The organism is Catellatospora sp. NPDC049609 (assembly GCF_040675365.1).
Classification (GTDB): domain Bacteria; phylum Actinomycetota; class Actinomycetes; order Mycobacteriales; family Micromonosporaceae; genus Catellatospora.
In genome coordinates, this window is the sequence record NZ_JBFAOU010000115.1 from 1 (window position 1) to 25,462 (window position 25,462).

The window sequence follows — 25,462 nt, forward strand, 5'->3', positions numbered from 1 at the left end:
CAGCCGTGAGCACAACCCATCGCCCCCCACCCACGACCGGCCGGGCCCGGGCCAACCACTGCCCGGCCATGACGTGTTCCAGGTACGCGACGAGCGGTCCGGCCCCGTCGCAGTGAGCGCGGACACGCCGCCGTCAACCGCGCGTAAAAGATCACCCCGCGGCCGTATGGAAGCCGTCAAGAACCCTCACCAGCGCTTTTTCGTGCAGTTGGATTGACCCGTTCCGCCACCCCGGCTTTCGGTGAGGCGGACTCGATACGGGCAAAACTCCGAAACTAGCTCAAGAGGAGGCACGCGGTGGCCGATCTGGCTTACGTGCTGCTGACGGTGGGTCTGTTCGCAGTGCTCGCTCTCGTCCTGCGGGGAGTGGAGCGGCTGTGACTGCCAATCCGGTCGGCCTGGTGATCGCCTGCGTGCTGGCGGTCTTCCTGGTCTACGCGCTGCTGTTCCCCGAGAAGTTCTGACTCCCGGAAAGAGCTGTCTGACATGACAACGGCAACCGCGGGAGTGCTGTTCATCCTCTCGCTCCTCGTCGCGCTGGCGGTCACGTACCGCTACCTCGGCGACTACCTGTTCGGCGTGGTCGCCGCCGAGCGCCACGGCCGCGTCGAGCGCGGCATCTACCAGGTCCTGCGCGTCGACCCCCACGCCGAGCAGTCCTGGGGCGTGTACGCCCGCAGCGTCCTGGCGTTCTCGCTGGTCTCGATCCTGTTCCTGTACGCCTTCCTGCGCCTGCAGGACAGGTTCTTCAAGGTGCCGGACTTCGCGGCCGGCATCGACGAGCGGGTCGTCCCGCACCTGGCATGGAACACCGCGGTCAGCTTCGTGACCAACACCAACTGGCAGGCGTACTCCGGTGAGTCGACGATGACGCACCTGGTGCAGATGGCCGGGCTGGCGGTGCAGAACTTCGTCTCCGCCGCCGTCGGCATCGCGGTGGCGGTCGCGCTGGTCCGTGGGTTCGCCCGGCGCAGGACCGACCGGCTGGGCAACTTCTGGGTCGACCTGACCCGGATCACGCTGCGCGTCCTGCTGCCCATCGCGGCCGTCGGCGCGGTGCTGCTGATCCTCGGGGGCGTGGTCCAGAGCCTCGGCGACGGCACGATGGTCACTACACTGACCGGCGCCGAGCAGCACCTGACCGGCGGCCCCGTGGCCAGCCAGGAGGTCATCAAGGAGCTGGGCACCAACGGCGGCGGCTTCTACAACGTCAACTCCGCCCACCCGTTCGAGAACCCGACGACGTGGACGAACTGGCTGCAGATCTTCCTGATCTTCTGCATACCGTTCGCGCTGCCCCGGGTGTTCGGCCGGATGGTCGGCGACAACCGGCAGGGCTACGCGATCCTGGCCGTCATGGCGACCATCGCGGTCGCGAGCATCACGCTGACCAACGTCTTCGAGCTGGGCGGCGCGGGCACGGTGCCGCAGGCGGTCGGCGCGGCGATGGAGGGCAAGGACGTCCGGTTCGGCCTGTCGAACTCGGCGACGTTCGCCGCGGCCACGACGCTGACCTCGACCGGCGCGGTCAACTCGTTCCACGACTCGTACACCGCGCTGGGCGGCATGATGCCCATCGTCAACATGATGCTCGGCGAGGTCGCGCCCGGCGGCGTCGGCTCCGGCCTGTACGGCATGCTCATCCTCGCCGTGATCACCGTGTTCGTCGCGGGCCTGATGGTCGGGCGCACCCCCGAGTACGTCGGCAAGAAGATCGGCGCCCGCGAGATCAAGTTCGCGTCGCTGTACTTCCTGATCACTCCCACGCTCGTGCTGATCGGCGTGGCCGCCGCGATGGCGACCGGCAACTGGAGCACCCAGCTCAACGTCGGCCCGCACGGCTTCGCCGAGGTCGTCTACGCGTTCACCTCCGCGGCCAACAACAACGGCTCGGCGTTCGCGGGCATCACCGTCAACACGCCGTGGTGGGACACCGCCACGGGCCTGGCCATGCTGCTCGGCCGGTTCCTGCCGATCGTCTTCGTGCTCGGCCTGGCCGGCTGCCTGGCCCGGCAGAGCCCCGTCCCGGCGTCGGCCGGCACGCTGCCCACCCACAAGCCGCTGTTCATCGGCATGGTCGTCGGTGTCGTGGTGATCCTGGTGGCCCTCACCTTCCTGCCCGCACTCGCGCTCGGCCCGCTGGCCGAGGGCCTGTAAGCGGCCGCGAGAAGACAAGACAAGGACAAGAGATGACTGTCACATCGGTGGCAACCCCGCGCCCGCGGCAGCAGTCGCGCAAGGTCGGCGGCGGGCTGCTGGACCCCCGGCAGCTGTGGAAGTCGCTGCCCGACGCCCTGCGCAAGCTCAACCCGGCGACGCTGTGGCGCAACCCGGTCATGCTGATCGTCGAGGTCGGCGCCGTGTTCACCACCTTCTTGGCGATCCCGCAGCCGTCCTGGTTCGCCTGGGCGATCACGATCTGGCTCTGGCTAACCGTGATCTTCGCGAACCTCGCCGAGGCGGTCGCCGAGGGCCGCGGCAAGGCGCAGGCGGCGACGCTGCGCAACGCCAAGAAGGACACCACGGCCCGCCGCCTGGTCGGCTGGTCCGGGGGCGCCAAGGCGACGCAGTACCGTGAGGAGTCCGTCGCGGCCACCGCTCTCGCGCTGGGCGACGTCGTCGTCGTCGAGGCCGGGCAGGTCATCCCCGGTGACGGCGACGTGGTCGAGGGCATCGCCAGCGTCGACGAGTCGGCCATCACCGGCGAGTCGGCCCCGGTCATCCGCGAGTCCGGCGGAGACCGCAGCGCGGTCACCGGCGGCACGAGGGTGCTGTCCGACCGGATCGTCGTGCGGATCACCCAGAAGCCGGGGGAGAGCTTCATCGACCGGATGATCGCGCTCGTCGAGGGCGCCGACCGGCAGAAGACGCCCAACGAGATCGCGCTCAACATCCTGCTCGCGGCGCTGACCATCATCTTCCTGCTGGCCGTGGTCACGCTGCAGCCGATGGCGATCTACGCGAAGGCCTGGCAGGGCGCCGCCCCGGACACCGCGTCGTTCGGGCCGGCCGGCATCAGCGGCGTCGTGCTGGTCTCGCTGCTGGTCTGCCTCATCCCGACCACCATCGGGGCGCTGCTGTCGGCGATCGGGATCGCCGGCATGGACCGCCTGGTGCAGCGCAACGTACTGGCCATGAGCGGCCGGGCCGTCGAGGCGGCGGGCGACGTCAACACCCTGCTGCTGGACAAGACCGGCACGATCACCCTGGGCAACCGCCAGGCGTGGGAGTTCCTGCCCGCCGCGGGCGTCACCGTCGCGCAGGTCGCCGACGCCGCGCAGCTGTCCAGCCTGGCCGACGAGACGCCCGAGGGCCGCTCGATCGTCGTACTGGCCAAGGAGCAGTTCCACCTGCGGGCCCGCGAGGAGGGCGTCATGCCGCACGCCACCTTCATCCCGTTCACCGCCCAGACCCGCATGTCCGGCGTGGACCTGAACGACGGCGGCACCGACCGGCAGATCCGCAAGGGCGCGGCCTCGGCCGTGATGAAGTGGGTACGCGACAACGGCGGCCACCCCTCCGACGACGTCGGCCCGGCGGTGGACGCCATCTCCGGCCAGGGCGGCACGCCGCTGGTGGTGGCCGAGCTGGTCGCCGGCCGCCCGGCCCGCGCCCTCGGCGTGATCCACCTCAAGGACGTCGTCAAGTCGGGCATGCGCGAGCGGTTCGACGAGATGCGCCGGATGGGCATCCGCACCGTCATGATCACCGGCGACAACCCGCTGACCGCCAAGGCCATCGCCGACGAGGCCGGGGTGGACGGCTTCCTGGCCGAGGCGACCCCGGAGGACAAGCTCGCCCTGATCCGCAAGGAGCAGGAGGGCGGCCGCCTGGTCGCGATGACCGGCGACGGCACCAACGACGCGCCCGCCCTCGCGCAGGCCGACGTCGGGGTGGCCATGAACACCGGCACGTCGGCCGCCAAGGAGGCCGGCAACATGGTGGACCTCGACTCCGACCCCACCAAGCTCATCGAGATCGTCGAGATCGGCAAGCAGCTGCTCATCACCCGCGGGGCGCTGACCACGTTCTCGATCGCCAACGACATCGCGAAGTACTTCGCGATCATCCCGGCGATGTTCGCGGTGGTGTACCCGAGCCTGGACAAGCTGAACATCATGCGGCTGTCCAGCCCGGAGTCCGCCATCCTCAGCGCCGTCGTCTTCAACGCGCTGATCATCATCGCGCTGATCCCGCTGTCGCTGCGCGGCGTGCGCTACACGCCCAGCAGCGCCGGCAAGCTGCTGACCCGCAACCTGTGGGTCTACGGCCTCGGCGGCATCGTCGCTCCCTTCATCGGCATCAAGCTCATCGACATGATCATCTCGCTCATCCCAGGGATCGGCTGACATGCGCATACCCGGTTGGATCTCCCAGCACCTGGCCGCACTGCGGGCCGTACTGCTGTTCACCGTCGTCCTCGGCCTGGCATACCCGCTGGCCATCACCGGCGTCGCGCAGCTCCCAGGACTGCGCGACCGGGCGAACGGCTCCGTGGTCGACGTGAACGGCAAGCCTGTCGGCAGCTCGCTGATCGGGCAGTCGTTCACCGACGCCACAGGCAACCCGGTGCCGAAGTACTTCCAGAGCCGCCCGTCGGCCTCCGGCTACGACCCCGACGCCACGGCCGCGTCCAACCTCGGCCCGGAGAGCATCGAGGACACCCTCGGCGACCCGGCCCTGGACCCGAACTCCGAAGACGGCGACGGCAGCAGGCAGGCGCTGCTCACCCAGGTCTGCGCCCGCAGCAAAGCCGTCGGCGAGCTGGAGGGCGTCAGCGGCGCCCGGCCGTACTGCACCCCCGACGGCGTCGGCGCGGTCCTGCGGGTCTTCTACGCCGACGGCCTGTCCGGCAGGGTCACCCGCGCGGTCAGCGTCAACCAGGCCTGCCCCGCCACCCCGTTCCTCACCACCTACGAAGGTGTGCGCGTGGAGTGCGGCAGGTTCGGCGAGGACTACCGCAAGGGCGTGCTCGTCCCCGTGCGTGGCGACGCGCCCGAGACCTCGGCGGTCCCGGCCGACGCGGTCACCGCCAGCGGCAGCTCGCTGGACCCGCACATCAGCGTCGAGTACGCCAGGTTGCAGGCCGAGCGCGTCGCCGCCGCCCGCAACCTGCCCGTCGAAGCGGTCGACGCCCTGATCGACGAGCACACCACCGGACGGGTCCTCGGGTTCATGGGCGAACCCGGCGTCAACGTCCTGGAACTCAACCTGGCCCTGGACCGCCGGTAGCCGCACCCGCCCCACGACGGGCCGGGCAGCCGGGCGACCTCCCAAGGTCACCCGGCTGCCCGGCCACCCGCGGAGAGGACCGCAGATGTCGCGAGATCGGCTGCGCATCCACCTCGGCCCCGCCCTCGGCGGGCGACCGGGACCAGCGGCGAGGTGTCAGCCGGCGCGGCAGGTGAAGCCGGTGGCCTGGGTGCCGGTGCCGATGAAGCCGAACGTGGTCGAGCCGTTCGGCGCGAGGGTGCCGTTGTGGGCGACGTTGGTCGCCGTCACGGTGCTCCCGGAGGTGGCGAAACTCGCGTTCCAGCCGTTCTGGAGGGTGCCGGTGAAGCCGACCGACCAGCTACGCGTGCCGCCGGTGCCGGCCGTGACCTGCACCTCGGCCTGGTATCCGCCCGGCCACTGGCTGATGATGCGCAGGGTGGCGGTGCATCCGGTGGGAGCCGGGTTGCTGGGCGACGGGCCGGGGTTCGACGGGCTCGGGCCGGGGTTCGACGGGCTCGGGCCGGGGTTGGACGGGCTGGGGCCGGCCGAGCTCGACCTGGACGGCGACGGCTGCGTACCACCGCCGAAGATCACGTCGCTGCAGGCGTAGTACGACTGGTCCAGGTGGCTGGCCTGCCAGATGGTGTAGACGATGTGCCGCCCGGTCCGGTTGCCGGCGTTGACCTGTGCCGTGTAGGTGTTGCTCGGCGCCTGCCTGCCGGTCTGGGTCACCAGTTCCAGCGCGCCCCAGGTCAGCCGCTGGGTGACGGGGTCGAAGCCCTGCCGGGTGATGTACACCTGCAGGTAGTCCGCACCGTGGGCGGACGGGTCGTTGAGCTTGAGCGTGAAGTTGTTCGGCTTGTCGACCGCGTGCCACCGGCCCGGCACGTCCATGGCGGCGTAGCGTCCGCCGACGGTCAGGCCGCCGCTGCACAGCGTCCCGTCCGGGATCGCCCCCTGGTGGTTGCCGGCGAGGTTCTCCCGGAACAGGCCGTTCCAGTTCCACATGGCACCGGGCTCGGCTTGCCACGCCTGCCAGCACATGGGGTCCTGGGTCTGCATGGCCGGATTGGTGTGGTCGCCGCTCCAGCGCAGGTAGCAGCTGTAGGCCCGGGTGGCCGGGTCGGAGACCGCGCCGTGCGCGTCCGCCCCGGACGACACGAGCAGGGCGGCTCCCGCCGTGACGATCGCCGTGACCGTGGTGACCACGGCGACTTGTGCTCTCTTCCAGTTCATCGCGACTCCATTCGCAGGTCGTACCGGGTGGTTGACTGAGTGAGGATCAACGTTGCGCACTGACGAAGCCCACGAGCGTGGCTGTCCACCAGCCGGCCTGGGAGACGGTCGCCGCCAGCACCGCCGCGCCCAGCAGGCGGCGCGACGGCCGGGCGCCGCCGAGGGCGACGAGCCGCTCCTGCACCCGTCCGGCCCACTGGCCGTTCAGCGTCACCGCCAGCACCGCGAGCAGCTTGACGACGGTCAGCGGCGCCGAGGTGTCGGGCGACAGCAGCGCTCCGCTGACCACCAGCACGCCCAGCCCGACCCAGATCGGTGTCTGCACGACGCGAGCCACCGAGACCACCGTCGTCAGGTCCTCGCGGCCGAGCATCCACCTCAGGCCGAACCAGTCCAGGGTCAGCACCGCGCCGAAGCCGAGGACCACTGCCGCCAGGTGTACGAACAGCGCCACCGGGCGGATGTCCGTGCTGGTCGGCACGTGTGGCACGGCGACCACCAGGGCACCCCAGGCGGCCAGCAGGCCCGCCCCGGTCACCGCGGCCGGGACCTTGCGGCGCCGGCGCGACGGGGCGTCCAACACGGACATGCCGATCTCCTCAACTCAGTGTGGGAACGCTCCCATCATTGCACCGCGTCGATGTTTGGCAAGACGGCAACACGTGCGCAACCTGATGGTCACGGCCCGGCGAGCCCGTCCGGGCCGTCGAAGACCCAGCATCGACGGCACTGGACGCCGTCCGGGGGGACACCGGGCAGGTGCGCCCCCTCGTGAAACTTACTCACCGGCGCGCTCTCGTCGCCGACTTCGTGACAGCGGCAACCTACGCGGTGCGCGGCTCCGTCACTTGAAGGAGTCGGTGGGAGGAGCCAGGTGAAAGCCGTTGACGAAGGCGAGTATCGGCAGTTCGCCGGTGCCCGGATGGAACAGTTGCGCCGCACGGCGTTCCTGCTGTGCCGGGACTGGCATCAGGCGGACGACCTGGTGGCGATCACGTTGGGCAAGCTTTACCGCAACTGGGGCAGGGCGCGCCGGGCCGACAACGTCGACGCCTACGTCCGCGGCATACTCATGAACGCCTTCCTGGACGAGCGACGGCGCCCGTGGCGGCGGGAAGAGCCCGCCGAACAGCTGCCGGAGCCTGCCGCGCCGCCGGACATCGACCTGGCCGACACCCGAGCCGACCTGCTGGCCCTGCTCGACAAGCTGGGGCCGGGCAGGCGAGCGGTCGTCGTGCTGCGCTTCTACTGCGACCTGTCGGTGCAGGACACGGCCGCGATCCTCGACATCAGTGAAGGCGCCGTCAAGAGCCAGGCCGCCCGGGGACTGCACACCCTGCGGCTGCTCGCCGACCAGGACCCGGCCACCGACAGGAGGGAGTCGCGGTGAGCTACATCGACCGTTTCGACGAGGCGATCGGCGCCGCGCCCGCGCCGGGTTTCACCATCGACCACATCATCGCCCAGCAGCGGCGCGCCGCCGGGCGGCGCCGGGTGCTGGCCGGCGGACTGGCCGCCGCGGCGGTGGTGGCGGTCAGCGTGGCCGCCGCCGGCGTGGCCCGGTTCGGGCCGGCGCCGGCGCCGACGGCCGCCGCGGGTCCTTCCGGCTGGCGGGAGCTGCCCGGCTCGCCGCTGAGCCCGCGGGTGCAGGCGCTGGGGCTGTGGACCGGAGAGGAGGCGCTGATCATCGGCGGCAGCGACGAACCGTGCCCGCCCAACGCCGACTGCGGCGGGGATCCGTCCCCGCTGACCGACGCCGCCGCGGTGGACCCCGGCACGGGCCGCTGGCGATCGATCGCCGACCTGCCGGTCGCGCTGCGGTGGGCGCAGGGTGTGGTCGTCGGCGGCGTCGCCTACGTCCAGGGTCACACCGTCGACGGCGGGCTGACGATGCTGGCGTACGTGGTCGACGCCGACCGCTGGGAGCCGATGCCGCGACCGGGCGGGGAGGCCGACCTGCACCTGGTTGCGGCCGGTGACCTGCTGGTGGCCGTGCGGGGCAGCCATGAGAACACCCGGGGGCCCGACTACCTATACGACGGTGCACGGCGGCAGTGGCGGGAGCTGCCGGCCTCTCCGCTGGGCGACGGCTTCGACCGGAACATGGCCTGGACGGGGCGGGAGCTGGTCCTGTTCGACCACGAACTGGTGCCCGACCCCGGTGCCCGCAAGCCCGCGCTCACCCGCGCCGCCGTGTTCGATCCGGCGGCCGGCACGTGGCGGCGGCTGCCCGACGCGCCGCAGCTGGCCACCTCCCCGTGGCTCGCCGCAGGCGGGAGGCTGGTCAACCCGCTGCTGGGCGGAGCCGACGGCGGGCAGGTCGGCAACTGGGGCCGCACCTACCCCGACGGCGGGATCCTCGACCCGTCCATCGGCACCTGGTCGGCGCTGCCCAGCCCACCGGTCGCGGCCAGAGTCGGGGGCGGCGCCTACGGCGCGACATCCGCGGTGTACGCGGGCTACCGGGGGCCGGTGCTGGACACCGCGGCGGGCAGCTGGCGGACGGTGGCGCCGCTGCCGGGACGCGAAGCCCATGAGCGCACCGTCGTGGCCGCCGGCAACCGGATGCTGGTCTTCGGCGGCGTACGGTGGCGGGCCGGCTCGGACGCGGAACTGCTCGCCGAGGTGTGGCTCTGGACGCCGGGCACCTGATCGGCCGGTGCGGGCCGGCGATGGCGGTGAAGACGCCGCCGACGCCCTCGGTCCGGGCGGCGGGCCACGTCGTCGGCGACTGCTCCGACGAAGCACCGAGACGCCGGGGTCCGCACCTGCGCGGCCCCCGGCGTCCCACGTGGCGCGTCGAGGCTCAGTCCGCCAGGCTCGTCGCGGCGGCCAGCTCGCGCAGCAGCGTGTCGAGGTTGCCCCGGGCCTCGGCCAGCTCCCGGCCCCGCTGCGCGGCGAGCGCCAGTTCGTCGTCACCGGGAGTCCCGGCCCGCAGCGCCGCCCGCAGCTCGGCCACCTGGCCCTGCCAGCCGGTGCTCTGCGTGCCACCGGCCAGGATCTGCTCGGCGAGCCGCTTCGCCGCACCGTCGGCCTGCAGCTGCAGTTGCGCCCGCTTGTCCCGCAGATGCTGGGATGCGCGCTCCTGCTGCTGCATGTGGACCAGCTCCAGCAGCACCGGCGCCACATCCGCCGCGATCCGCAGCGTGTGGGCGGCGTTCTTCAGCTTGGCCGCGTGTTCGGGGCTGGTGATGCCACCCGGCTTGCGCAGGTAGGAGATCAGCTCGCTGACCCCCTCGTGCTTCTGCAGGCCCGCCAGCTCCTGCGCATACCGCGGGTCGGTGAGCACCCCGTCGATGCCCAGCAGCGACAGCGTCCGGGCGTACGCGTCGGGGTGGATCCGGTCCACCAGCGACTGGTACTCGGTCAAGTGTTGCGGCACGTCGGCGCTGTTGACGCCCAGCCGCAGCTCCTGCAGCTTGTCGGCGAGCAGCAGGCCCTTGGCCACGAACTCGGTGAGCTGGGCGTCGGCGCCGCGGGTGGCGGGGGAGGCGGCGTGCTTGACGAACTGCTCGATGTGCGGGTCTGACTGCCGGCCGCCGATGCCGGCCGCGACCGGGGTCAGCTCGATCTGGGCGCGCCGGGCCAGGGCCACGAGCTTGCTGGTGGACTCCGCGTGCCAGGCCGCGACGGACGAGTCCAGCCGTTCGCTGATCTGCTCGGCCAGTTGCTCGGTCGAGTCCACCCCACCCTGCATGATCACGCTGTGCATCTCGTCGCGGATGTCGTCGCGCAGCCGGCTGGCGGCCGACGCGTCGAGGGCCGCCAGCTCCTCCTCCAGCACCAGCACCCGCGACCGGTCCGCCTCCGCCCGCCGCTGCTGGTCCTGTGCCTGCGCCAGGGCCGCCGTGGCCTGCTCCAGCGCGACCGCGCCGGTCCGGGCCCAGTGCCGGACCTGCGCCGCCGCCCGCAGCCGCCGTGCCTGCCCGCCGGCCAGGGCCGCGCGCAGCGCCTGCACGCCGTCCCACTCCCGGCCCTCGGCGAACGCCGCCGCGCTCGGACTCGGGTTGCGGGCGTGCTGCCCGCCCAGGTCTGCGATCACCGCGATGACCGGTGGCAGCTCGCCTCGGACGCGGCGCTGCAACGCCGTCACGACCGCGGACCGCTTGCGCTCGACCATCGCCCGGAATCCGTCCAGGTCGTCGACCGGGTCGACCCCGGCCATGTCGGCCTTGGCGATGACCACCACCAACGCCCCCGGCGGGAAGAACTCGCCGCCGTACGGCGTGATCGCCGTCCCGTCGACCAGCGCCGCCAGCCGGTCCACGTCGGTGCCCAGCAGCTGGGGGGTGACCGTGACGACCAGCAGGTCCGTCGCGGCCACCGAGGACAGCGCCATCAGGTCGTGCCGCCGCTCGTCGCTGCCCAGCCCCGGGGTGTCCACATAGGTGAAGCCGGCGGACCGGGCCTCGCGGATCTCGTAGGTCTCCCGCGAGGCGCTGACGGTCAGCCACGGGGGGACCGGGCTGCCGTCCTCGACCAGCAGCCGCTTGATCAGGCTCGACTTGCCGGCGCTCCACGGCCCGACCAGGGTGGTCCGCACCGTGTCGGAGTCGGCCACCTGGCGCCATGCGGTGTCGGCGTCGACGACGGTCTGCGACCCGGCAGCGGCCTCGATCGCCGCGCGCAGCCGCTGCACCCAACCCGTACTCATCAGTGCTCTCCTCCAAGTAGCCCGTCGGCCAGAATCCGCGCGTCCTCGTACCGGCTCAACCTCGCGCCGAGCGCCTCGACCTGCTCGGCGTCCGCCCGTAGGCGTTCGGACGTCTCGTCGATCGCCTGTTCGAGCAAACCACCCTGGGTCAACAGCCAGGACAACCCGGAGTGGGCCTCGATCAGTTGCGATACCCAGCGCCGGGCGTCCTCGAACAGCCGGGCTTCGCCCTGCTCGCGCTCGCCCTCGCGGCGTTTGCGGGACCGCGCTGCCAGCAGGTCTTCGGCGGTGGTGGCGAGCAGCGGCACGAACGGTGCGATCCGGATGAACCGCGCGGCGGCCGTGCTGCCCCGGCCGGCGAGCCGGCCGACCGTCTCGAGCTTGGCCAGCCCGGCCACCGCACCGCCGGCCCGGCCCAGCAGCGACGATTCGGTGGCGCGCTGCAGGAACCGGGCCTGCAGGCGCAGGTGCGGGCCGCGCTGATGCGGGATCGCGGCCGCCGGGTCGAAGGCCGCCATGTCCTGGGCCCAGTTCTCCACCTGCCGCTGGGCGTCGGCGGCCCACTCGTCGACGTGGGCCTGGACGTCGGGCCGCTCGTGCAGGCGCAGGATCTGCCGCGCGATGGCGGCCTGCTCCTCCTTGTCGACGGCGGCATCCCACTGGTCGAGGTGGGCGCGGATCGCGCCCGTGATGATCCAGTCGAGCCGGTCGGCGGCCGCCGACCGCAGCGCGGTGGCGTTCTCCTGACGCAGCCGCAGGTCGGCCTGCAGCATGCGCAGGTCGTCCATCTCCTCCTCGAGGGAGGCCTTCGCCGCCTGTGCCGTCTCGGTCAGGCCGCTCAGCCGGGCCACGGCGCTCAGCAGGACCCCGGCGTCCACGGCCGACGGCACCAGCCAGGCATGTGCGGAACGCCAGCCGTCACTGAAGTCCTCGGTGCCGTCCCAATCCGCGGGCTGCCCGGTGCCTGTCACCGGGTCCGGGGCGAGGCTGACCACCTGCACCGAGCTGATCGGCCGGTCGTGCGGGCCCTGGATCCGGTGCAGCTCGCTGAGCAGCTCGGCCTCCTTGCGGCGGCAGCGCCGCACGAACTCCTCCGGCGACTCGACCGGGTCGGCGCCCATCACGTCGGCGTGCCCGATCACGAAGATCACCCGGTCGGCGCGGGGCGGGACGCCGCGCGCCGGATCACCGTTGACGACGGTGGCCAGGTGTGGGGTGGCGGTGAGGTTCGGGCTGAGCACGTACCAGACGAACGCGGCGTCGTGCAGCGCCTCGGCGGTGCCCGGATCGCCCAGCGGCGGGGTGTCGACCAGCGTCACGCCCTCCCAGGGATAGTGGTGCACCCGCGACGTCGGGCCGGTCTGCACCCGCACCGGCGCGCCGGTCAGCGACACCATCCGCCGCACCAGCGCCGTCTTGCCGGTGCCGCGGTCACCGACCACGGCCACCCGGGGCGCCTGCTCGGCGAGCAGCGCGCGCAGCCGCGCCAGTGCCGCCTCGGCGGCCGGATCGGCAGCCGGGTCGTGCCCGTTGACCGTCCAGGTCTGCAGCCACCGCCGCGCCGACCCGGCCGCGACAGGGCGGGCCCGGCGCACCGTCTGCGCCACCCGGGTCGCCGCGACCCGGTGCTCGGGCGGGAAGGGCCGCCCGCCGGACCCGTCGTCGGGCGCGGCGCCGGGCGCCTCGTCGACCCAGTCGTCGCCGAGCCAGACGCGCCGGCCGGGGCGGCCGGTGGCGGCGTACTCCGCCTCGATGGCGGCCACCGCCGCCGACACGGCGTGCCGCCCCTGCCCGGTGGGCCCGATCTCGGCACACGCGCGGGTGAGCAGGTCGGCATGGCGCAGCGCTCGGTGCTCCTGCCGGCGCAGGGACAGCGCCGACCCGACCAGCTCGCTGATCGAGGCGATCACCTGGTCGAAGGCGATGCGCAGCAGCCGGCCCTGCACCTGCTGCGACAGGCGCAGGAAATGCTCGCGCACCGCCAGCCGGGCCTGGGCCAGCGCCGCGGCCCGTGACTCGCGCTTACGGATCAGTCCCTTCTTGCGGAACCGGCGGCCGATGATGTCGCCGGCGATGCCGACCAGGGCCATCGGCGGGAACACCACGGTCCCCGCGGCGGCGATCGCCGTGCCGTACCGCACCACGTTGCCGCCGGTCTGCAGGCCCTTTCCCGCGCTGCCGTCGAAGGACGCGCCGCTCGCCGGCATGCTGATGTGGAGGTCGGCCTCGACCACGTCCAGGCGATGGCGCAGGTGGGTGGTGAACGCCGCCGCTATGGCCTGCACGGCCGCCTCGACCTCGTGCTGCGGGAAGACGGTGTCGGCGAACTCGCCGCCGTCGATGACCCGGTTGCGCTCGAAGGCGTCGGCGACCAGCACCTCGGCCCGGCGCAGCGCGCTGCGCTCCAGCGGTCCGAAGTGGGAGATCATCAGGTTGGTCAGGAACTCGACGACCACCCCGGGCCGGTCCGCGAAGATGCTCCGGCCGCTGCACCGCTGCAGCTCCGCCAGGTCGGCCAGCACCCGCGCGGTCGCCGGCGGCACCGCCTGCGCGCCCGCCGCGTGGTGCAGGTGCCGGGAGTCGCCGAACAGCCACAGCACGTCGGCGATGGCCTGCTCCACCACGCCCGCGCGGGTACGCAGGTCGGCGGCCAGGCCGGTGAGCTCCCGCGCCCCGCCGGAGGCCTGCGACACCAGCTGCCGGGACAGCGAGCCCAGCCGCAGGCCGACCGCGTCGGTGGTGATCGCCCTGGTCATCAGCCTTTCCAGCACGTCGACGTGCGACCACGCCATGAGGTTGGCGACGCCGTAGTCGCGGCGGTGCTTGCGGAAGGTCGCCGCGTCGTAGCCGTCGTAGCTCTCCGGGAGCCGGGCGAACGCGGCCCGCCTGCTGTTGACCGCCACGATGGGCACCTCGGGCAGCCCGATCTCGGCCAGCTGGCCCTGCAGCCACAGCGCCGACTGCGCCACCGCGTCGGACAGCTGGCGGCGAAACGCCGGGTCGGGCACCCGGGGCGGCTGCCGCCACAGTGCGTTCTTGACGTTGAGCACGGCGATCGCCTGCTTGCCGAACTCGGCGACCCACCGCGAGATCTCCGCGAACTCGGTGATCTGGGTGACGGTGTCGTCGAAGCACAGCAGCACCAGGTCGGCGGTGCGTACGGCCGCGCGGGCCCGCTCGTGCAGCTCGCCGGCGTCGACGGTGCGCCCCCAGCCGCCGGTGCCGGGAGTGTCGACCAGCCTGCTGCCCTGCCACAGCAGCGCGCCGACCTCCGTGGTGAAGTCGTTGTCGCCGGGGGAGATGAGCGTGCCGTCGCCGCGGCCCAGTGCGGTGATCAGGGTGCTCTTGCCCGCCCCGGTGCGCCCGAAGAAGACCACGTTGAACGTGTCGATGTCCGCGAGCTGGCCGGTGACCATGGCGCGCAGCGCGGCGGCGGTCCGCGCGGCCACCAGCCCGGCCTCGTCCTGGGCCGCGCCCGCGGACAGGTCCGCGTCCAGCCGGGCCACCAGCTCGCGCAGCCGGGCCGCGACCGGGCGGCTCTGCGCCACCGCCGCGGCGCAGGCGCGCTGGAACTCCGCTCCGCTGTCCGACGCAGATGCTGTGCCAGGGGTCACTGCTGCATCGGTCATGTGGACACCGCCACCACGCTCCATCACACACTCGTCGACGTACCCGGGGCTGAGCGTCCGCAGAGGAGCCGCCCGGTGTCCTATACCCAGTGTCCTCGGCCGGTGCGACAGAGTACGGCGGCCTGTCCGTCAGTACTGAGCGAAGTCCGATCGGTACGTCGGTTCGGGAGGTTGTACGCATGTCGCTACCGGGTGGCCGTGCCCGTATGTCCGTGGTCGAAATCCTGGACGGGTTCCTCAAGGCGCAGCGGGTCGATGTCGCCAGCCTGGTGCCGATCGACGAGGATCTGCAGCTCGTCACCACCAACGACGACTACACGCTCGTGAACGCGTACATCGTCTACGACCCGGCCCACCCGCAGGGCGAGCCGCGCGACCTCAAGGAGCTGCTGGAGACTACCGTCCCGGATCCCTCGCGCACCGACATGATCGTCGCGGACGCGATGTCCGGCTCGGTGCCACGGGTCACGGTGGCGGTGCGGGGCTGCGTCCGGCGCGTCGTCACCATCTCGCAGTTCCTGGACGGGTTCCTGCGCCCGGAGAGCGTCTGCGACGAGCTGACCGGGGCGTCCGGGCGCAACGCCGAACTGCTGAACTCCGAGGACTTCGTCGAGCCGTGGGCCCAGGTCCCGGGTCTGGGTCGCACCCACGCCATCCGGCACCTGTTCAACGGCTGGGCCAAGGCGACCACGCCGCGGCTGTGCATCGTGCTGGCGCCGGCCGGGCACGGTAAGAGCAAGATCACGCACATCCTGGCCAAGCGCATCGCCCAGCACTACGCGCAGGGCGAGGACGCCGTCCGGCCGCCGTTGCCGATCCTCATCTCGTTCGGGCAGTACCGGCGGTCCACGTCGTTCGCCGGGCTCATTCTCGAGGCGCTGGACCGGTTCGGCAACAACCGGCTGACCATCGAGGCGTTCCAGTTCCTCATCTCGCTCGGCCGGGTGCTGTTCATCCTCGACGGGTACGACGAGATGGTCGAGGCCAGCCCGGACACCGCGCGGGACAACATCACCAACTTCGTGCAGCAGGCCGGCCCGGAGAGCCGGATCCTGCTCACCTCGCGGTCGACGTTCTACCGGACCGCCTCCGACGTGGTCGGCCAGGTCGCCGACCCGCTGCTGCCCGAGTCCGACGTGGAGGTCATCGACCTGCTCCCGTTCGACCGGGCCCAGGCGCGGACCTACCTGCGCAAGCGGTTCGGCGACGGCCCGGACCCGTCCCGCTCGCTCGAACGGGCCCAGCAGGTCCTCGACAACGACTACGACCTCGAGGTCCTCGGCAGCCCGATCTTCCTGGCCGAGTTCGCCAACCTGATCGCCAGCGAACAGTTCTCCATCAGCGACATCCGCCGGCGCGGCAGCCTGCAGTTCCTGGTCGGCCGGGCGTTCCAGCGCGAACGGGCGCGCCAGGAGCACGACTTCACCGACGAGCAGCAGCAGCTGTTCCTGGAGGGCATCGCGTTCGACCTGCTGCGCTTCGGCGGCGCGGGGTACGACCGCGAGGAGCTCGAACTGTTCGTCGCCGAAGCGGTCGAGGACGACCTCGCCCGGACCTACTGGGAGAAGCTCGCCAGCCACCACTTCCTGCTGCCCGACGACCGGGGCGGCACCGCCGTGGTCACCATGCGCCACCAGGTGTGGCGGGACTACTTCCAGGGCAGCGCGCTCGCCCGGCTGCTGCGCGAGCGCAACAGCTGGGCCGATGAGCTGCTGACCAGCCGCGACCTGCCCGAAGGCGTGCTGCGCACCGCGGCCGGCCTGCTCAACGAGGAGACGCGCGGCCGGCTGGTCGACCAGGCCGCCGAAGGCGGCGACAAGCTGGTCCGCAACGTCGTACAGATGTGGCTGACGCGCCGCGAGCCCGTGGCCGCCGCGCGGACCGCGCTGCCCGCCGAGTACCGCAGACTGCTCGGCGGCCGCGACCTGTCCGGCAAGTCGTTCACGTCGATCGCGTTCGGCGACACCGACCTCGGCCGGGCCAACCTCGCCGGCTGCTACTTCGAGAACTGTGACCTGTCCGGGGTCCGGTTCGACGAGACGATCCTCGACCGCACCACGCTGCGCGACTGCGTCGTGTCCGCCGGAGTCTCCGCCGCGACCGTGGCCAGCGTGACCATCGACGGCGAGCAGCTGTTCGGGCCGCAGCTGCGGGTCCGGTACGCGACCGTGGTCGACGCCGGCGACGACCAGGCCGCGGCGGACGACTTCGGGCACTGGGTGGAGCAGGTGCTCAAGGATCGGCTGCGCAAGTTCGTGAAGTCCCGCATGGGCGAGAACAACGTCGCCATCGACGAGGCCATCAGCTGGACGGCGTTCATGGGCGGGACCGACCCCCGTGACCGGGACTTCGTGGTACGGCGCCTCTACCGGGCGATGCGCCTGGAGGGCGTGGTGTACGAGGGCCGGATGAACAGCAGCGGCCGGCCGGTCGTCTGCCTGTCCGACGACCCCGAGGTCCAGGCCGAGGTGCTGGCGTTCGTCCGCTCCGGCCAGCCCGGCCCCGCCGTCGAGCGGCTGATGGCCCGGCTCCTGCAGCGGGCCGGCCAGTGACCGCCGCCTCCTCGACGTTTCTCGGCTGGCTGGCCGAGCCCGGGTCGCCGTTTCGTGAGCCGGTCCTCGTGCCCTACCTCGACCGTGCGATCGTGCTCGTCGGACCGAACGGGTGCGGCAAGACCCGTCTGCTGCGGGCATTGGTGGACCGGCACACACCCCGGCTGTTCGCCACGCTGCCGCGCCGGCTCACGCCCTACCTGACCATGCACCGGCGGCACCTCGAGGAACACCACGGCACGGCCGAGGCCGGCGACCGCGAGCTGTTCGAACGCGCCGAGGCGACCCGCGCCCAGGACGACGCCGAGGCCTGGTGGTGTGCGCACCTGAACCAGCCCCGGTTGTGGTGGACGGTGCGCCTGGCCGCCGACACCGCCGTGGTCACCGCAGTGGCACCCGAGGATCCGTTCACCGACCTGGCCCGGCTGCCCGTCGCCTCCCGGCACGCCGCCACCGTCGTCGAACCGTGGGTCACGCCGGACGCGGTCGAGCCGGCCGCGCTCGACGCCGCCGCGGCGCGGGGCTTTCGGGAATGGGCCGCGATCGTGCTGCGCGACGCCACGCTGTACACCAATCCGCTGGTCGCCACGCGCCGCGACGGCGAGGCGATGTCGCTGCTGGTGCTCGCCACCACGTACTGCGACCTGCTCGCCCAGCGGGCCTCGGCCAGGCTGCGGTCCCTGGCCGGCTTCCCGCTGGAGCTGCGCTGCCGGCCGGCGGAGGACTTCGCCTGGCGGGTCCGGGTGGACGACGAATGGATCCCGCTGGTGCACACCAGCCGCGCGATGAGCCGCTGGTGCACCCTGGCCGCCACCGAGACGCTGCGCGAACTGCACGAGTGCGCCACCGCGGTGGCCAGCGACGTCATCCGCACCACCGACGCCCAGACGCTCGCCGGGACGATCGACCCGGTGTTCCTGCCGCCGGGGCCGCCCGGCCCGTTCGCGACCCGGTCGACCTGGGTCGCGATGGACGAGCCGGAGGTACACCTGTTCGCGAGCGAGGCCCGGGTGCTCGGCGACGCGCTCGCCGACCGGGGCGGCGTCGGACGGACCCTGGTCGCCACGCACAGCCTGGAACTCGCCGCCCGGTTCGCCGGCACCGCCGACTTCCTGGTCTTCGACAGCCCCGGCCACTTCACCGTGCACCGCCCGGAGCGTGGCGTGGCCACCCTGCTGAGCCGGCTGGTGGCGCACGGACCGGTCATCCTCGCCGGCACCCGGGTGCTGTACGTGGAGGGCGACTGGGACGTCGAACTGGTGGATCGGCTGCACGGACCGGCCCTGTCGGCCGCGAACGTCCTGCTGGGCCGCATGCACGGCGTCAAGGGCGCCGGAGTGGCGGCGTCATCGGTCTGGCAGCGGATGATGGCCACCCCGTTCGGGATGATGTTCGACGGGGTACGGGCCGACGAAGCCGAACGCCGGTGGACTGCGCTGCGCACGGTCCTCGCCACCCAAGGCCGCCAGGCGGCCACGCACCAGTCGCGCACCGCGATCCGCCGCGCGGCACGGGGCCGCCACGAGGACGTGGAGCTGATCCGGCTGTTCCACTCGGTCGTCGAGGGCGGCCTGGAGGAGCGGCTCCGCCTGGTCATGCACGGCCTGTCCGACATCTTCCAGGTCGTCCACCCATCGGTCTTCGGCCTGGCCGCGGCCTCCTGGAGCGAGGCCGGATACGACGGACGGGTCACCTTCAAGGACTTCTGCCGGCGGGTGGCGTCGGTCGATCTGGGCGATGGGACGCAGTGCCGGCGCATCCTCGACGCGTTCGACCAGGCCGGCCGCCCGGTCGACGCAGCAGCCGCCGCCGCGCTGGCCGGCGCCGTCGAGAGCTTCCTCAAGGACTAGCGCGCACCGCTGATGATCAGCGAAGAAGGTCGCCGCACGGAGATGCCGGCCGTCAGCGGCGCCGGCTGCTCGGGCCGGCCACGGCAGCGTCCGCCGACCCCGCGGGCTGAGCCGCACGGGCCACCAGATCGCTATATGCCCAGCTCATACGGCGTGTCGGACGACCGGCGCCGCTGCTGCTCCGCATACGCTTCGCACCGGGCCAGGGGGCCTGGCCCGACAACGTACGAGGACAGCGTACGAGCTACGGGGGTTCGACCATGACCACTGCCGTCCTGCGGTCCGCGAAAGCGGGGGCAGTCCTGACGACGCTGGCGTTAAGCCTGGGTCTGATGACCGGCACCGCGCAGGCGGGGCCACCCCGCGACCGCGAGTGCATCAGCCCGATCTTCTTCGGAGGCAGCGAGCAGTGGAGGGATCTGAACCAGCGTTACGACGTGCGCGAACGGATCATCGGCCCTCCTGCTCCCGCGACCGACGACATCCCCGACCCGCCCGGGGGGCCTGGCTGCCGCACGGCGTTGGCGGGGGAGAAGTGGGTCCGGGCCGTCCCGCCCTGGGTCACGGCGACGAAGACCGAACAGAAGGCTTTCCTCGCCAACTTCAAGAGCGCCCGCTACGTGATCGACGCCGGGACCGCGGACGAGCAGTCCATCACGGCAGGCCCGGAGATCCTGCAGTCGGGCTTGGTTCCCGGTGATGTGCAGCCTCCGGAGACCCAAGGGCTGCCCTACGTCGTACCCGTGTCGCCGGTGTTCAAGCCGCTTGGCCCCGGCACCCACACCAGCACCCTCTTCGTGACCATGAACGCGCGGGTCTGCACCGGCCGCGGGCCCGCCTCGGGACTGAGCGCCGACTGCCTGGAGGCAGGCGAGTCCAGGTATCCCATCATCGACGACGGGCCGTTCACCGTGCTGGCCGCTCCACCGGCCCCGACCCCCTAGGTCGCGTCTTCGTGAGCGGGTCGTAGCCACGGGCCGGGACCGGTACGCCGGTCCCGGCCCGTGCTGGTCAGTGCCCGCCGCAGCAGGTCGAGGTGGAGCCGACCGGCGTGACCCCGGGGCGGCTCCACTGCGCCGTCGGGCGGCCGTCGATGCGCCACTGGTGTCCCTCGATCCTCGGCCAGCCCTCGGGTGAGTCCTCCCAGCGCTCCTGCCGGCCGTACACGGTCATGTCCAGCGCGTGGTAGCTGGTCGTCAGCGCCTCGCCACCCCGGTCGGTGGTCCAGTAGGTCTCGTAGACCCGGTCGGCGTCGTCGCGCAGGTAGCACGCGATCATGCCGTAGCCGCGGCCGTCGAGCAGCGCCGGATCGGAGTCCCGGGACGAGTACCACGGGAACCGGTAGCCCATGAACTCGGCGAACGAGGCGCTGTCGGCGTACGGGCCCTGGCAGAACACGGCGTAGGTGACGTCCCTGGCGTGCAGGTAGTCCAGCATGTCCATGTGGCAGGTGGCGAACGTGCAGCCCTCGCACTGGTTCTCCCATGGCTGCCCGTCGTGCCACATGTGGTAGTAGACGATCAGCTGGCGGCGGCCCTCGAACACGTCGACCAGCGGGGTCCGGCCGCGCGGGCCCTGCACGGTGACCGGCGGCACGAGCGTCATCGGCAGCCGCCGGCGCGCGGCGGCGATGGCGTCGCCCTCGCGGGTGTGCGCCTTCTCGCGGGCCAGCAGCTCATCACGGGCGCGCGACCAGGTATGCCGGTCGACGACCTGCGGTGTCGCGGCACCCTGCACGATGTCAGCCGTCATGGCTCTCTCCTTCTGGATGATGGTCCATCACCAGACATGACGGCCGGCGGAGCGCGAACTCATCGCTGTGGGGACGGATTCTTCAGCTGAGCACCTACTCCGTGCACCGGGCGGCGCACTCAGCCCCCTCGGGCGGGTTGCGGCCCGCTCTGCCCGTAGCGAACTGGGCTGTCGGGGGGTTGCCGGCGTGGCTATAAAGGACCCATGTCGAATCCGGCGGAGCGGGCGCGGGTCCAGGTGACTCCGCGCCGGGTGCTGTTGCGCTCGGCGCTGGGTGAAGCACTGCGGCGCCTGCGCCTTGACCAGGGGCGTACGCTCGCCGAGGTCGCGCTGGCCGCGCGGATCTCGATGCCCTACCTCTCCGAGGTCGAGCGGGGCCTCAAGGAGGTCTCCTCCGAGGTGCTCGCGGCATTGTGCGCGGCACTGGGCATCGAGCTGGCCGAGCTGCTCGTCTCCGTCGCCTTTCACATCTCGTCGCAGAGCGGGACGACCGTGGTGCTTCCTGCCCGCCGCGCGGAGGCGGGGCGGTTCGAGGTGGCGGCGCCGCCGACCCGGCGGGCCGGCGACGCCTACGCCCTGGCCGCCTAGTCTCCCGTCGTCTTCACGGTGCTGATGACCTGGTCGGCCAGGCCGTACGCGACGGCTTCACCGGCGCTGAACGTCTTGTGCCGGTCGAGGTCGTGCCGGATCTTCGTCGCGGGGTGACCCGTGTGGCGGCTGAGGATGTCGTCCATCTCGGCGCGCACGCGGGACACGTCGCGCGCCCGGATCGCCAGGTCCGGCAGGGTGCCCTGAGCCACGTCGAAGGAGCCCTCCTCGGTGGACGGCTGATGCAGCACGACCCTGGCGTGCCGGAGCACCGCCCGCTTGCCGGCCGTCCCCGCCGCCAGCAGCACGGCCGCCGCCGAGGACGCCTGCCCGATGCACAGGGTGGCGACGTCCGGGCGGACGTACTGCATGGTGTCGTAGATAGCGGTCAGCGCGCTGTAGGAGCCGCCCCGGGAGTTGATGTAGAAGGAGATGTCCAGGTCGGCGCTCTCGGACTGCAGGTGCAGCAGCTGCGCGATGATCACGTTCGCGACGTCGTCGGTGATCTCCGTGCCGAGGAAGACGATCCGCTCCGACAACAGCCGGGAGTAGATGTCGTAGGCCCGCTCGCCGCGCGAGGTCCGCTCGACGACGGTGGGGATCGTGTACTGGCCCATGGCGCTACACCCCCATCCGCTGCTTGACCACGCGCGGGCGGATGTCGTCGAGGTGCGCGACGATGTGATCGACCATCCCGTAGTCCAGCGCCTCCTGCGCGCTGAACCAGCGGTCGCGCTGCCCGTCCTCGACGATCGTGGCCACCGGCCGGCCGGTGTGCCCGGCGGTCAACGTGCTCATCATGGTGCTGATCCGGTCCAGCTGGCCGGCGTAGATCTCCACGTCGGCCGCGGTGCCGCCCAGCCCCGCCGAGCCCTGGTGCATGAGGATCTGCGCACTGGGCAGGGCGAACCGCTTGCCCGGCGTCCCGGCGCACAGCAGGAACTGCGCCATGCTGCCCGCCAGCCCCATCGCCACGGTGATCACGTCGTTGGGGATGAGCTGCATCATGTCGTACACGGCCAGCCCGGCGAGCACCGAACCGCCCCGCGAGTTCAGGTACAGCGCGACGTCGCGGCGCGGGTCCTCGGCGGACAGCGCCAGCAGCTGCGCGCACATCCGGTTGGCGATCTCGTCCTCGACGTCGGATCCGAGCACGATGATCCGCTCGTGCAGTAGTCGCTTGCTGATCTCGTCGTCCAGCGTGGCGGTGACGCCCATGTGTGCACTCCTGTCCCTCGGGTCGTTCACGGTCCACGATCAGGCCCGGGGGAGCGGCATACCAAGGCAATCTGCTGACAGCGACTTAGCCGAGGGCAGAGCCCGCTCAGGCCGCCGCCGAGGTGCTGGTCAGCGGCCGATGGGACGGTGGCGGCTCGTGGTCCGGCGTCACTCGGCAAGCAGCAGCGGACCGCCGTGGCCGGGCAGTCCCCGGTCGACCGGGATCGGCTCCTCGGCCGCACCGTCGGCGGTGACGCCGTGACCGCGGGTCTGCCCGGCGAGGCACTGGTAGTAGCAGGTCAGTCCGCAGGGGAGCCTGGCGTGGTTGGTCGACGAGCGGGCAGTCCCGTGACCCGGATGCTCAGCTGGGTGCCGAGTTCATGGAATCCGAGCGCGCGGGCCACTCGGCGCGACGGTTCGGGACGGGCCCGCCACTGGGGCAGCAGGTCGTTGGCCAAGGCGTCGGCCACTGCTGCGCCCCCGACGACGCGGGCAAGACCGCGCCCCCGCTGCCGCGGCGCGGTGAGTACGCACAGGTGGGCCGCCTGACCCGGCCAGCGCCGGTAGCCGGCCGCCGCGACAACGTGGGTGCCGCTGCGCACCACGAACGCGGGCGAGGTGATCTCCGCGAGCCCGCACTCGTCGGCGTCATCGGACGGAACCGAGGCGAGCAATGCGGCGAGATCGGCATGATCTGCCGGGATGACGTCCATGACGCCGGGATCGGTCGGTCGGAAGCTGCGCTCGTCACAGTAGGCCAGCGTCGCCGGCCCCAACGATTCGGCGACAGGCAGGGCGCGGCACACCCGGGCAGGCTGGGTCAGTGCGGCGACCGGCAGTCCGCCCAGCCGCTGCCGTACGAGTTCGGCGATGCCTTCCGCGGGAACGGTGATGATCGCGGCGTTGCCGAGCGTGACGATCCCGCTCCAGCCCGGCGGGCACAGCAAGGACCGCTCCGAGACGACCACTTCCGAGCCCTCGGCGGGGAAGGTCACCGGGACGCCGGCCAGTTCGAGCCAGACCTGCCGAGCCCGGACGATCACCGATTCACTGGCCATGATCGCATCCTGACGGCTGCTGAGCGCACACGCCACCGAGTTGCGGACGGCGATGAGCGTTGCGCTGATCGTGGTCAACGCTCGACCTGCCCGGCAAGGTCGCCGGCTGCCTGAGCGACCAGCTCCGCGATGACCCCACTGAAATGACTTTCAACGGGCATTGCGGCAGCGCGGCCCACACTGGTGATTTTGCTGATTCCGGCACGGAAAGTATCTGTTGGAATCGACGCCTGCCGATTGAGAGAGACCCTCGGTCATCGGGAGCAGCCGCATTTCGCGCATCCGACAGAACGGCGCCGACGCATTCGGTCAGGCGCATTCAGAAGGGATCCCCGACATGTCACGCACCAGCAGCCGACTCCGAGCACTCGGCGCGGTGTCCATCAGTTGCATCGCGCTGGGCGCCGTCTTCGCCGTCATGCCCCCCGCCTCCGCCGCCACCTCGATCTACAGTGAGAACTTCACCAGCGGACTCGGCACGTTCACCACCTCCGGCTCGGTCACCAACAGCGCGGGCACCGCCCGGTTGGCCGCATCGTTGGTCACCGACCCGTCCATGACATCCGCGCCTATCAGCCTCAGCGGATACAGCAACGTGACGGTGTCGTACACGCGGTCGGCGTCCGGACTCGACCTCGGCGAGAGCTTCACGGTGGGGTACTCGGTGAGCGGCGGCCCGTTCACCACGCTGGAATCCGCCCGCACCGCCACCGGCGCGGCCACGTTCACCCTGCCTGCCTCGGTCAACGGCCGCGACCTGCGGCTGCGGTTCTCGCTGGACGCCAGCAGCATCCTGGAGACGCTGACCGTCGACAACGTGCTCGTCCAGGGCGACACGGTCGGCGGCCCGAGCCCGACCGCCTCCCCGACCAGCTCGCCGGGCGGTTCGTTGCCGCCGGTCAGCGACGTGACGAGGCCCGGGCCGTACGCGGTGACCATCGACCAGACCGCCGGGCCCGGCAACGACGGCTGGCTGGTGTACCCGACGAACGCCGGCCAGAACGGGGTGGACCACCCGATCCTCGTCTGGGGCCCGGGCGCGGGGTCCGACCCGGCCGCCTACGAGGACATGCTGCGCCAGTGGGCCTCGCACGGGTTCGTCGTCTACAGCGAGGTCTCGTCCAGCAGCGGTGACTACATGGTCGACGCCCTCGACTGGCTGGAGGACGAGAACGTCAGGTCGAGCAGCCCGCTCTACCAGGACCTCGACCTGTCCGAGGTGGCCTTCGGCGGCCACTCCCGCGGCTCGATCGGAACCTTCGACGTGGCCGACGAGCCGCGGCTGAAGACCACGATCCACGTCGCCGGCGGCTCCTTCGACGGCAACGGTCCGAACAACCTGCGCAACCCGGCCCTCTACATCGGCGGCGACGGCGACTTCGCCACCTCGAACGTCCAGCGCGACTACACCAACACCCGCGTGCCGGTGTGGTTCAACATCCTCGACAACACCGACCACATCATGGCCACCCGCAACGCCCAGCACATCATCACCGCCTGGCTGCGATGGCACCTGGCCGACGAGGAGTTCCGGCGCACGGAGAACTTCCTGAGGTCCGACTGCACCTTCTGCAACCTCGGCGAGGTCGCGTACAAGAACTGGTGACAGCGCGCAGACCGGACGCGCCCGCCCCGCCGCCCTGTCGGCGGGGGGGGCGCGCGGGGGCCGCGAGGAGTGAGCGGCGCGCTGGGTGCCCAGCGACGCGGGCGG

General features: G+C 71.9%; 19 protein-coding genes and 1 pseudogene. 12 read left to right on the forward strand and 8 right to left on the reverse strand.

From position 1 onward, the window contains the following. The 5 genes from AB0J67_RS26835 to AB0J67_RS26855 form a co-directional block, all read left to right on the forward strand. A partial coding sequence (locus AB0J67_RS26835) for a hypothetical protein (protein WP_363486229.1) occupies nt 1-217 on the forward strand: 217 nt, incomplete at its 5' end. 160 nt (nt 218-377) lie between these two features. Next, on the forward strand, nt 378-464 hold the full coding sequence (gene kdpF / locus AB0J67_RS26840; RefSeq protein WP_363486247.1) for a K(+)-transporting ATPase subunit F: 87 nt from the start codon (nt 378-380) through the stop codon (nt 462-464). 22 nt (nt 465-486) lie between these two features. Then, a complete protein-coding gene (gene kdpA / locus AB0J67_RS26845) occupies nt 487-2,157 on the forward strand; it encodes a potassium-transporting ATPase subunit KdpA (RefSeq protein ID WP_363486230.1) in 1,671 nt (556 codons plus the stop codon). A gap of 32 nt (nt 2,158-2,189) precedes the next feature. Continuing rightward, a complete protein-coding gene (kdpB, locus tag AB0J67_RS26850; RefSeq protein WP_363486231.1) occupies nt 2,190-4,349 on the forward strand; it encodes a potassium-transporting ATPase subunit KdpB in 2,160 nt (719 codons plus the stop codon). 1 nt (nt 4,350) lies between these two features. Beyond that, complete coding sequence (locus AB0J67_RS26855) at nt 4,351-5,232, forward strand: potassium-transporting ATPase subunit C (RefSeq protein WP_363486232.1); 882 nt, start codon at nt 4,351-4,353, stop codon at nt 5,230-5,232. 156 nt (nt 5,233-5,388) lie between these two features. Here the strand turns inward: AB0J67_RS26855 and AB0J67_RS26860 are convergent, their stop codons facing one another. Then, entirely contained in the window at nt 5,389-6,450 is a 1,062-nt protein-coding gene (locus tag AB0J67_RS26860) for a lytic polysaccharide monooxygenase (protein ID WP_363486233.1), read from the reverse strand. 46 nt (nt 6,451-6,496) lie between these two features. Beyond that, nucleotides 6,497-7,039, reverse strand: coding sequence for a hypothetical protein (locus AB0J67_RS26865; RefSeq protein WP_363486234.1), 543 nt, complete (start codon nt 7,037-7,039; stop codon nt 6,497-6,499). Nucleotides 7,040-7,324: 285 nt separating this feature from the next. Here AB0J67_RS26865 and AB0J67_RS26870 point away from each other — a divergent pair, with 285 nt between their 5' ends. Continuing rightward, nucleotides 7,325-7,840, forward strand: a complete 516-nt coding sequence (locus AB0J67_RS26870) for a SigE family RNA polymerase sigma factor (protein ID WP_363486235.1) — start codon at nt 7,325-7,327, stop codon at nt 7,838-7,840. Continuing rightward, nucleotides 7,837-9,102 carry a hypothetical protein gene (locus AB0J67_RS26875; protein ID WP_363486236.1) on the forward strand — a complete coding sequence of 422 codons (1,266 nt, stop codon included), beginning with the start codon at nt 7,837-7,839 and terminating at the stop codon, nt 9,100-9,102. The genes AB0J67_RS26870 and AB0J67_RS26875 overlap by 4 nt, the downstream gene beginning before the upstream one ends. A gap of 154 nt (nt 9,103-9,256) precedes the next feature. Here the strand turns inward: AB0J67_RS26875 and AB0J67_RS26880 are convergent, their stop codons facing one another. Next, nucleotides 9,257-11,104 carry a GTPase domain-containing protein gene (locus AB0J67_RS26880; protein ID WP_363486237.1) on the reverse strand — a complete coding sequence of 616 codons (1,848 nt, stop codon included), beginning with the start codon at nt 11,102-11,104 and terminating at the stop codon, nt 9,257-9,259. Continuing rightward, complete coding sequence (locus AB0J67_RS26885; protein WP_363486238.1) at nt 11,104-14,733, reverse strand: GTPase; 3,630 nt, start codon at nt 14,731-14,733, stop codon at nt 11,104-11,106. Before AB0J67_RS26885 ends, AB0J67_RS26880 begins: the two co-directional genes overlap by 1 nt. Before the next feature lie 206 nt (nt 14,734-14,939). Here AB0J67_RS26885 and AB0J67_RS26890 point away from each other — a divergent pair, with 206 nt between their 5' ends. The 3 genes from AB0J67_RS26890 (at nt 14,940) to AB0J67_RS26900 (ending at nt 20,079) form a co-directional block, all read left to right on the forward strand. After that, a complete protein-coding gene (locus AB0J67_RS26890; RefSeq protein ID WP_363486239.1) occupies nt 14,940-17,285 on the forward strand; it encodes an NACHT domain-containing protein in 2,346 nt (781 codons plus the stop codon). Further along, complete coding sequence (locus AB0J67_RS26895) at nt 17,282-19,135, forward strand: hypothetical protein (RefSeq protein ID WP_363486240.1); 1,854 nt, start codon at nt 17,282-17,284, stop codon at nt 19,133-19,135. The genes AB0J67_RS26890 and AB0J67_RS26895 overlap by 4 nt, the downstream gene beginning before the upstream one ends. A 260-nt stretch (nt 19,136-19,395) precedes the next feature. Continuing rightward, entirely contained in the window at nt 19,396-20,079 is a 684-nt protein-coding gene (locus AB0J67_RS26900; protein ID WP_363486241.1) for a hypothetical protein, read from the forward strand. A 67-nt stretch (nt 20,080-20,146) separates the two neighbouring features. Here AB0J67_RS26900 and AB0J67_RS26905 read toward each other — a convergent pair whose 3' ends face one another. After that, nucleotides 20,147-20,887 (reverse strand): DUF899 family protein, encoded by a 741-nt coding sequence (locus AB0J67_RS26905; protein ID WP_363486242.1) that lies wholly within the window; start codon nt 20,885-20,887, stop codon nt 20,147-20,149. 204 nt (nt 20,888-21,091) lie between these two features. Here AB0J67_RS26905 and AB0J67_RS26910 point away from each other — a divergent pair. Beyond that, nucleotides 21,092-21,337, forward strand: a pseudogene (locus AB0J67_RS26910) (helix-turn-helix transcriptional regulator); the annotation flags it as partial. A 134-nt stretch (nt 21,338-21,471) separates the two neighbouring features. On the opposite strand, the gene AB0J67_RS26915 reads toward AB0J67_RS26910, so the two are convergent. The 3 genes from AB0J67_RS26915 to AB0J67_RS26925 all read right to left on the reverse strand — a co-directional run bounded on the left by AB0J67_RS26915 (nt 21,472) and on the right by AB0J67_RS26925 (nt 23,829). Then, on the reverse strand, nt 21,472-22,092 hold the full coding sequence (locus tag AB0J67_RS26915) for an ATP-dependent Clp protease proteolytic subunit (RefSeq protein WP_363486243.1): 621 nt from the start codon (nt 22,090-22,092) through the stop codon (nt 21,472-21,474). A 4-nt stretch (nt 22,093-22,096) separates the two neighbouring features. Continuing rightward, nucleotides 22,097-22,693, reverse strand: coding sequence for an ATP-dependent Clp protease proteolytic subunit (locus tag AB0J67_RS26920; protein WP_363486244.1), 597 nt, complete (start codon nt 22,691-22,693; stop codon nt 22,097-22,099). 299 nt (nt 22,694-22,992) lie between these two features. Continuing rightward, on the reverse strand, nt 22,993-23,829 hold the full coding sequence (locus AB0J67_RS26925) for a GNAT family N-acetyltransferase (RefSeq protein ID WP_363486245.1): 837 nt from the start codon (nt 23,827-23,829) through the stop codon (nt 22,993-22,995). A 259-nt stretch (nt 23,830-24,088) separates the two neighbouring features. On the opposite strand from AB0J67_RS26925, the gene AB0J67_RS26930 reads away from it, so the two are divergent. Then, nucleotides 24,089-25,357, forward strand: a complete 1,269-nt coding sequence (locus tag AB0J67_RS26930; protein ID WP_363486246.1) for a hypothetical protein — start codon at nt 24,089-24,091, stop codon at nt 25,355-25,357. The last annotated feature ends 105 nt before the right edge of the window (nt 25,358-25,462 follow it).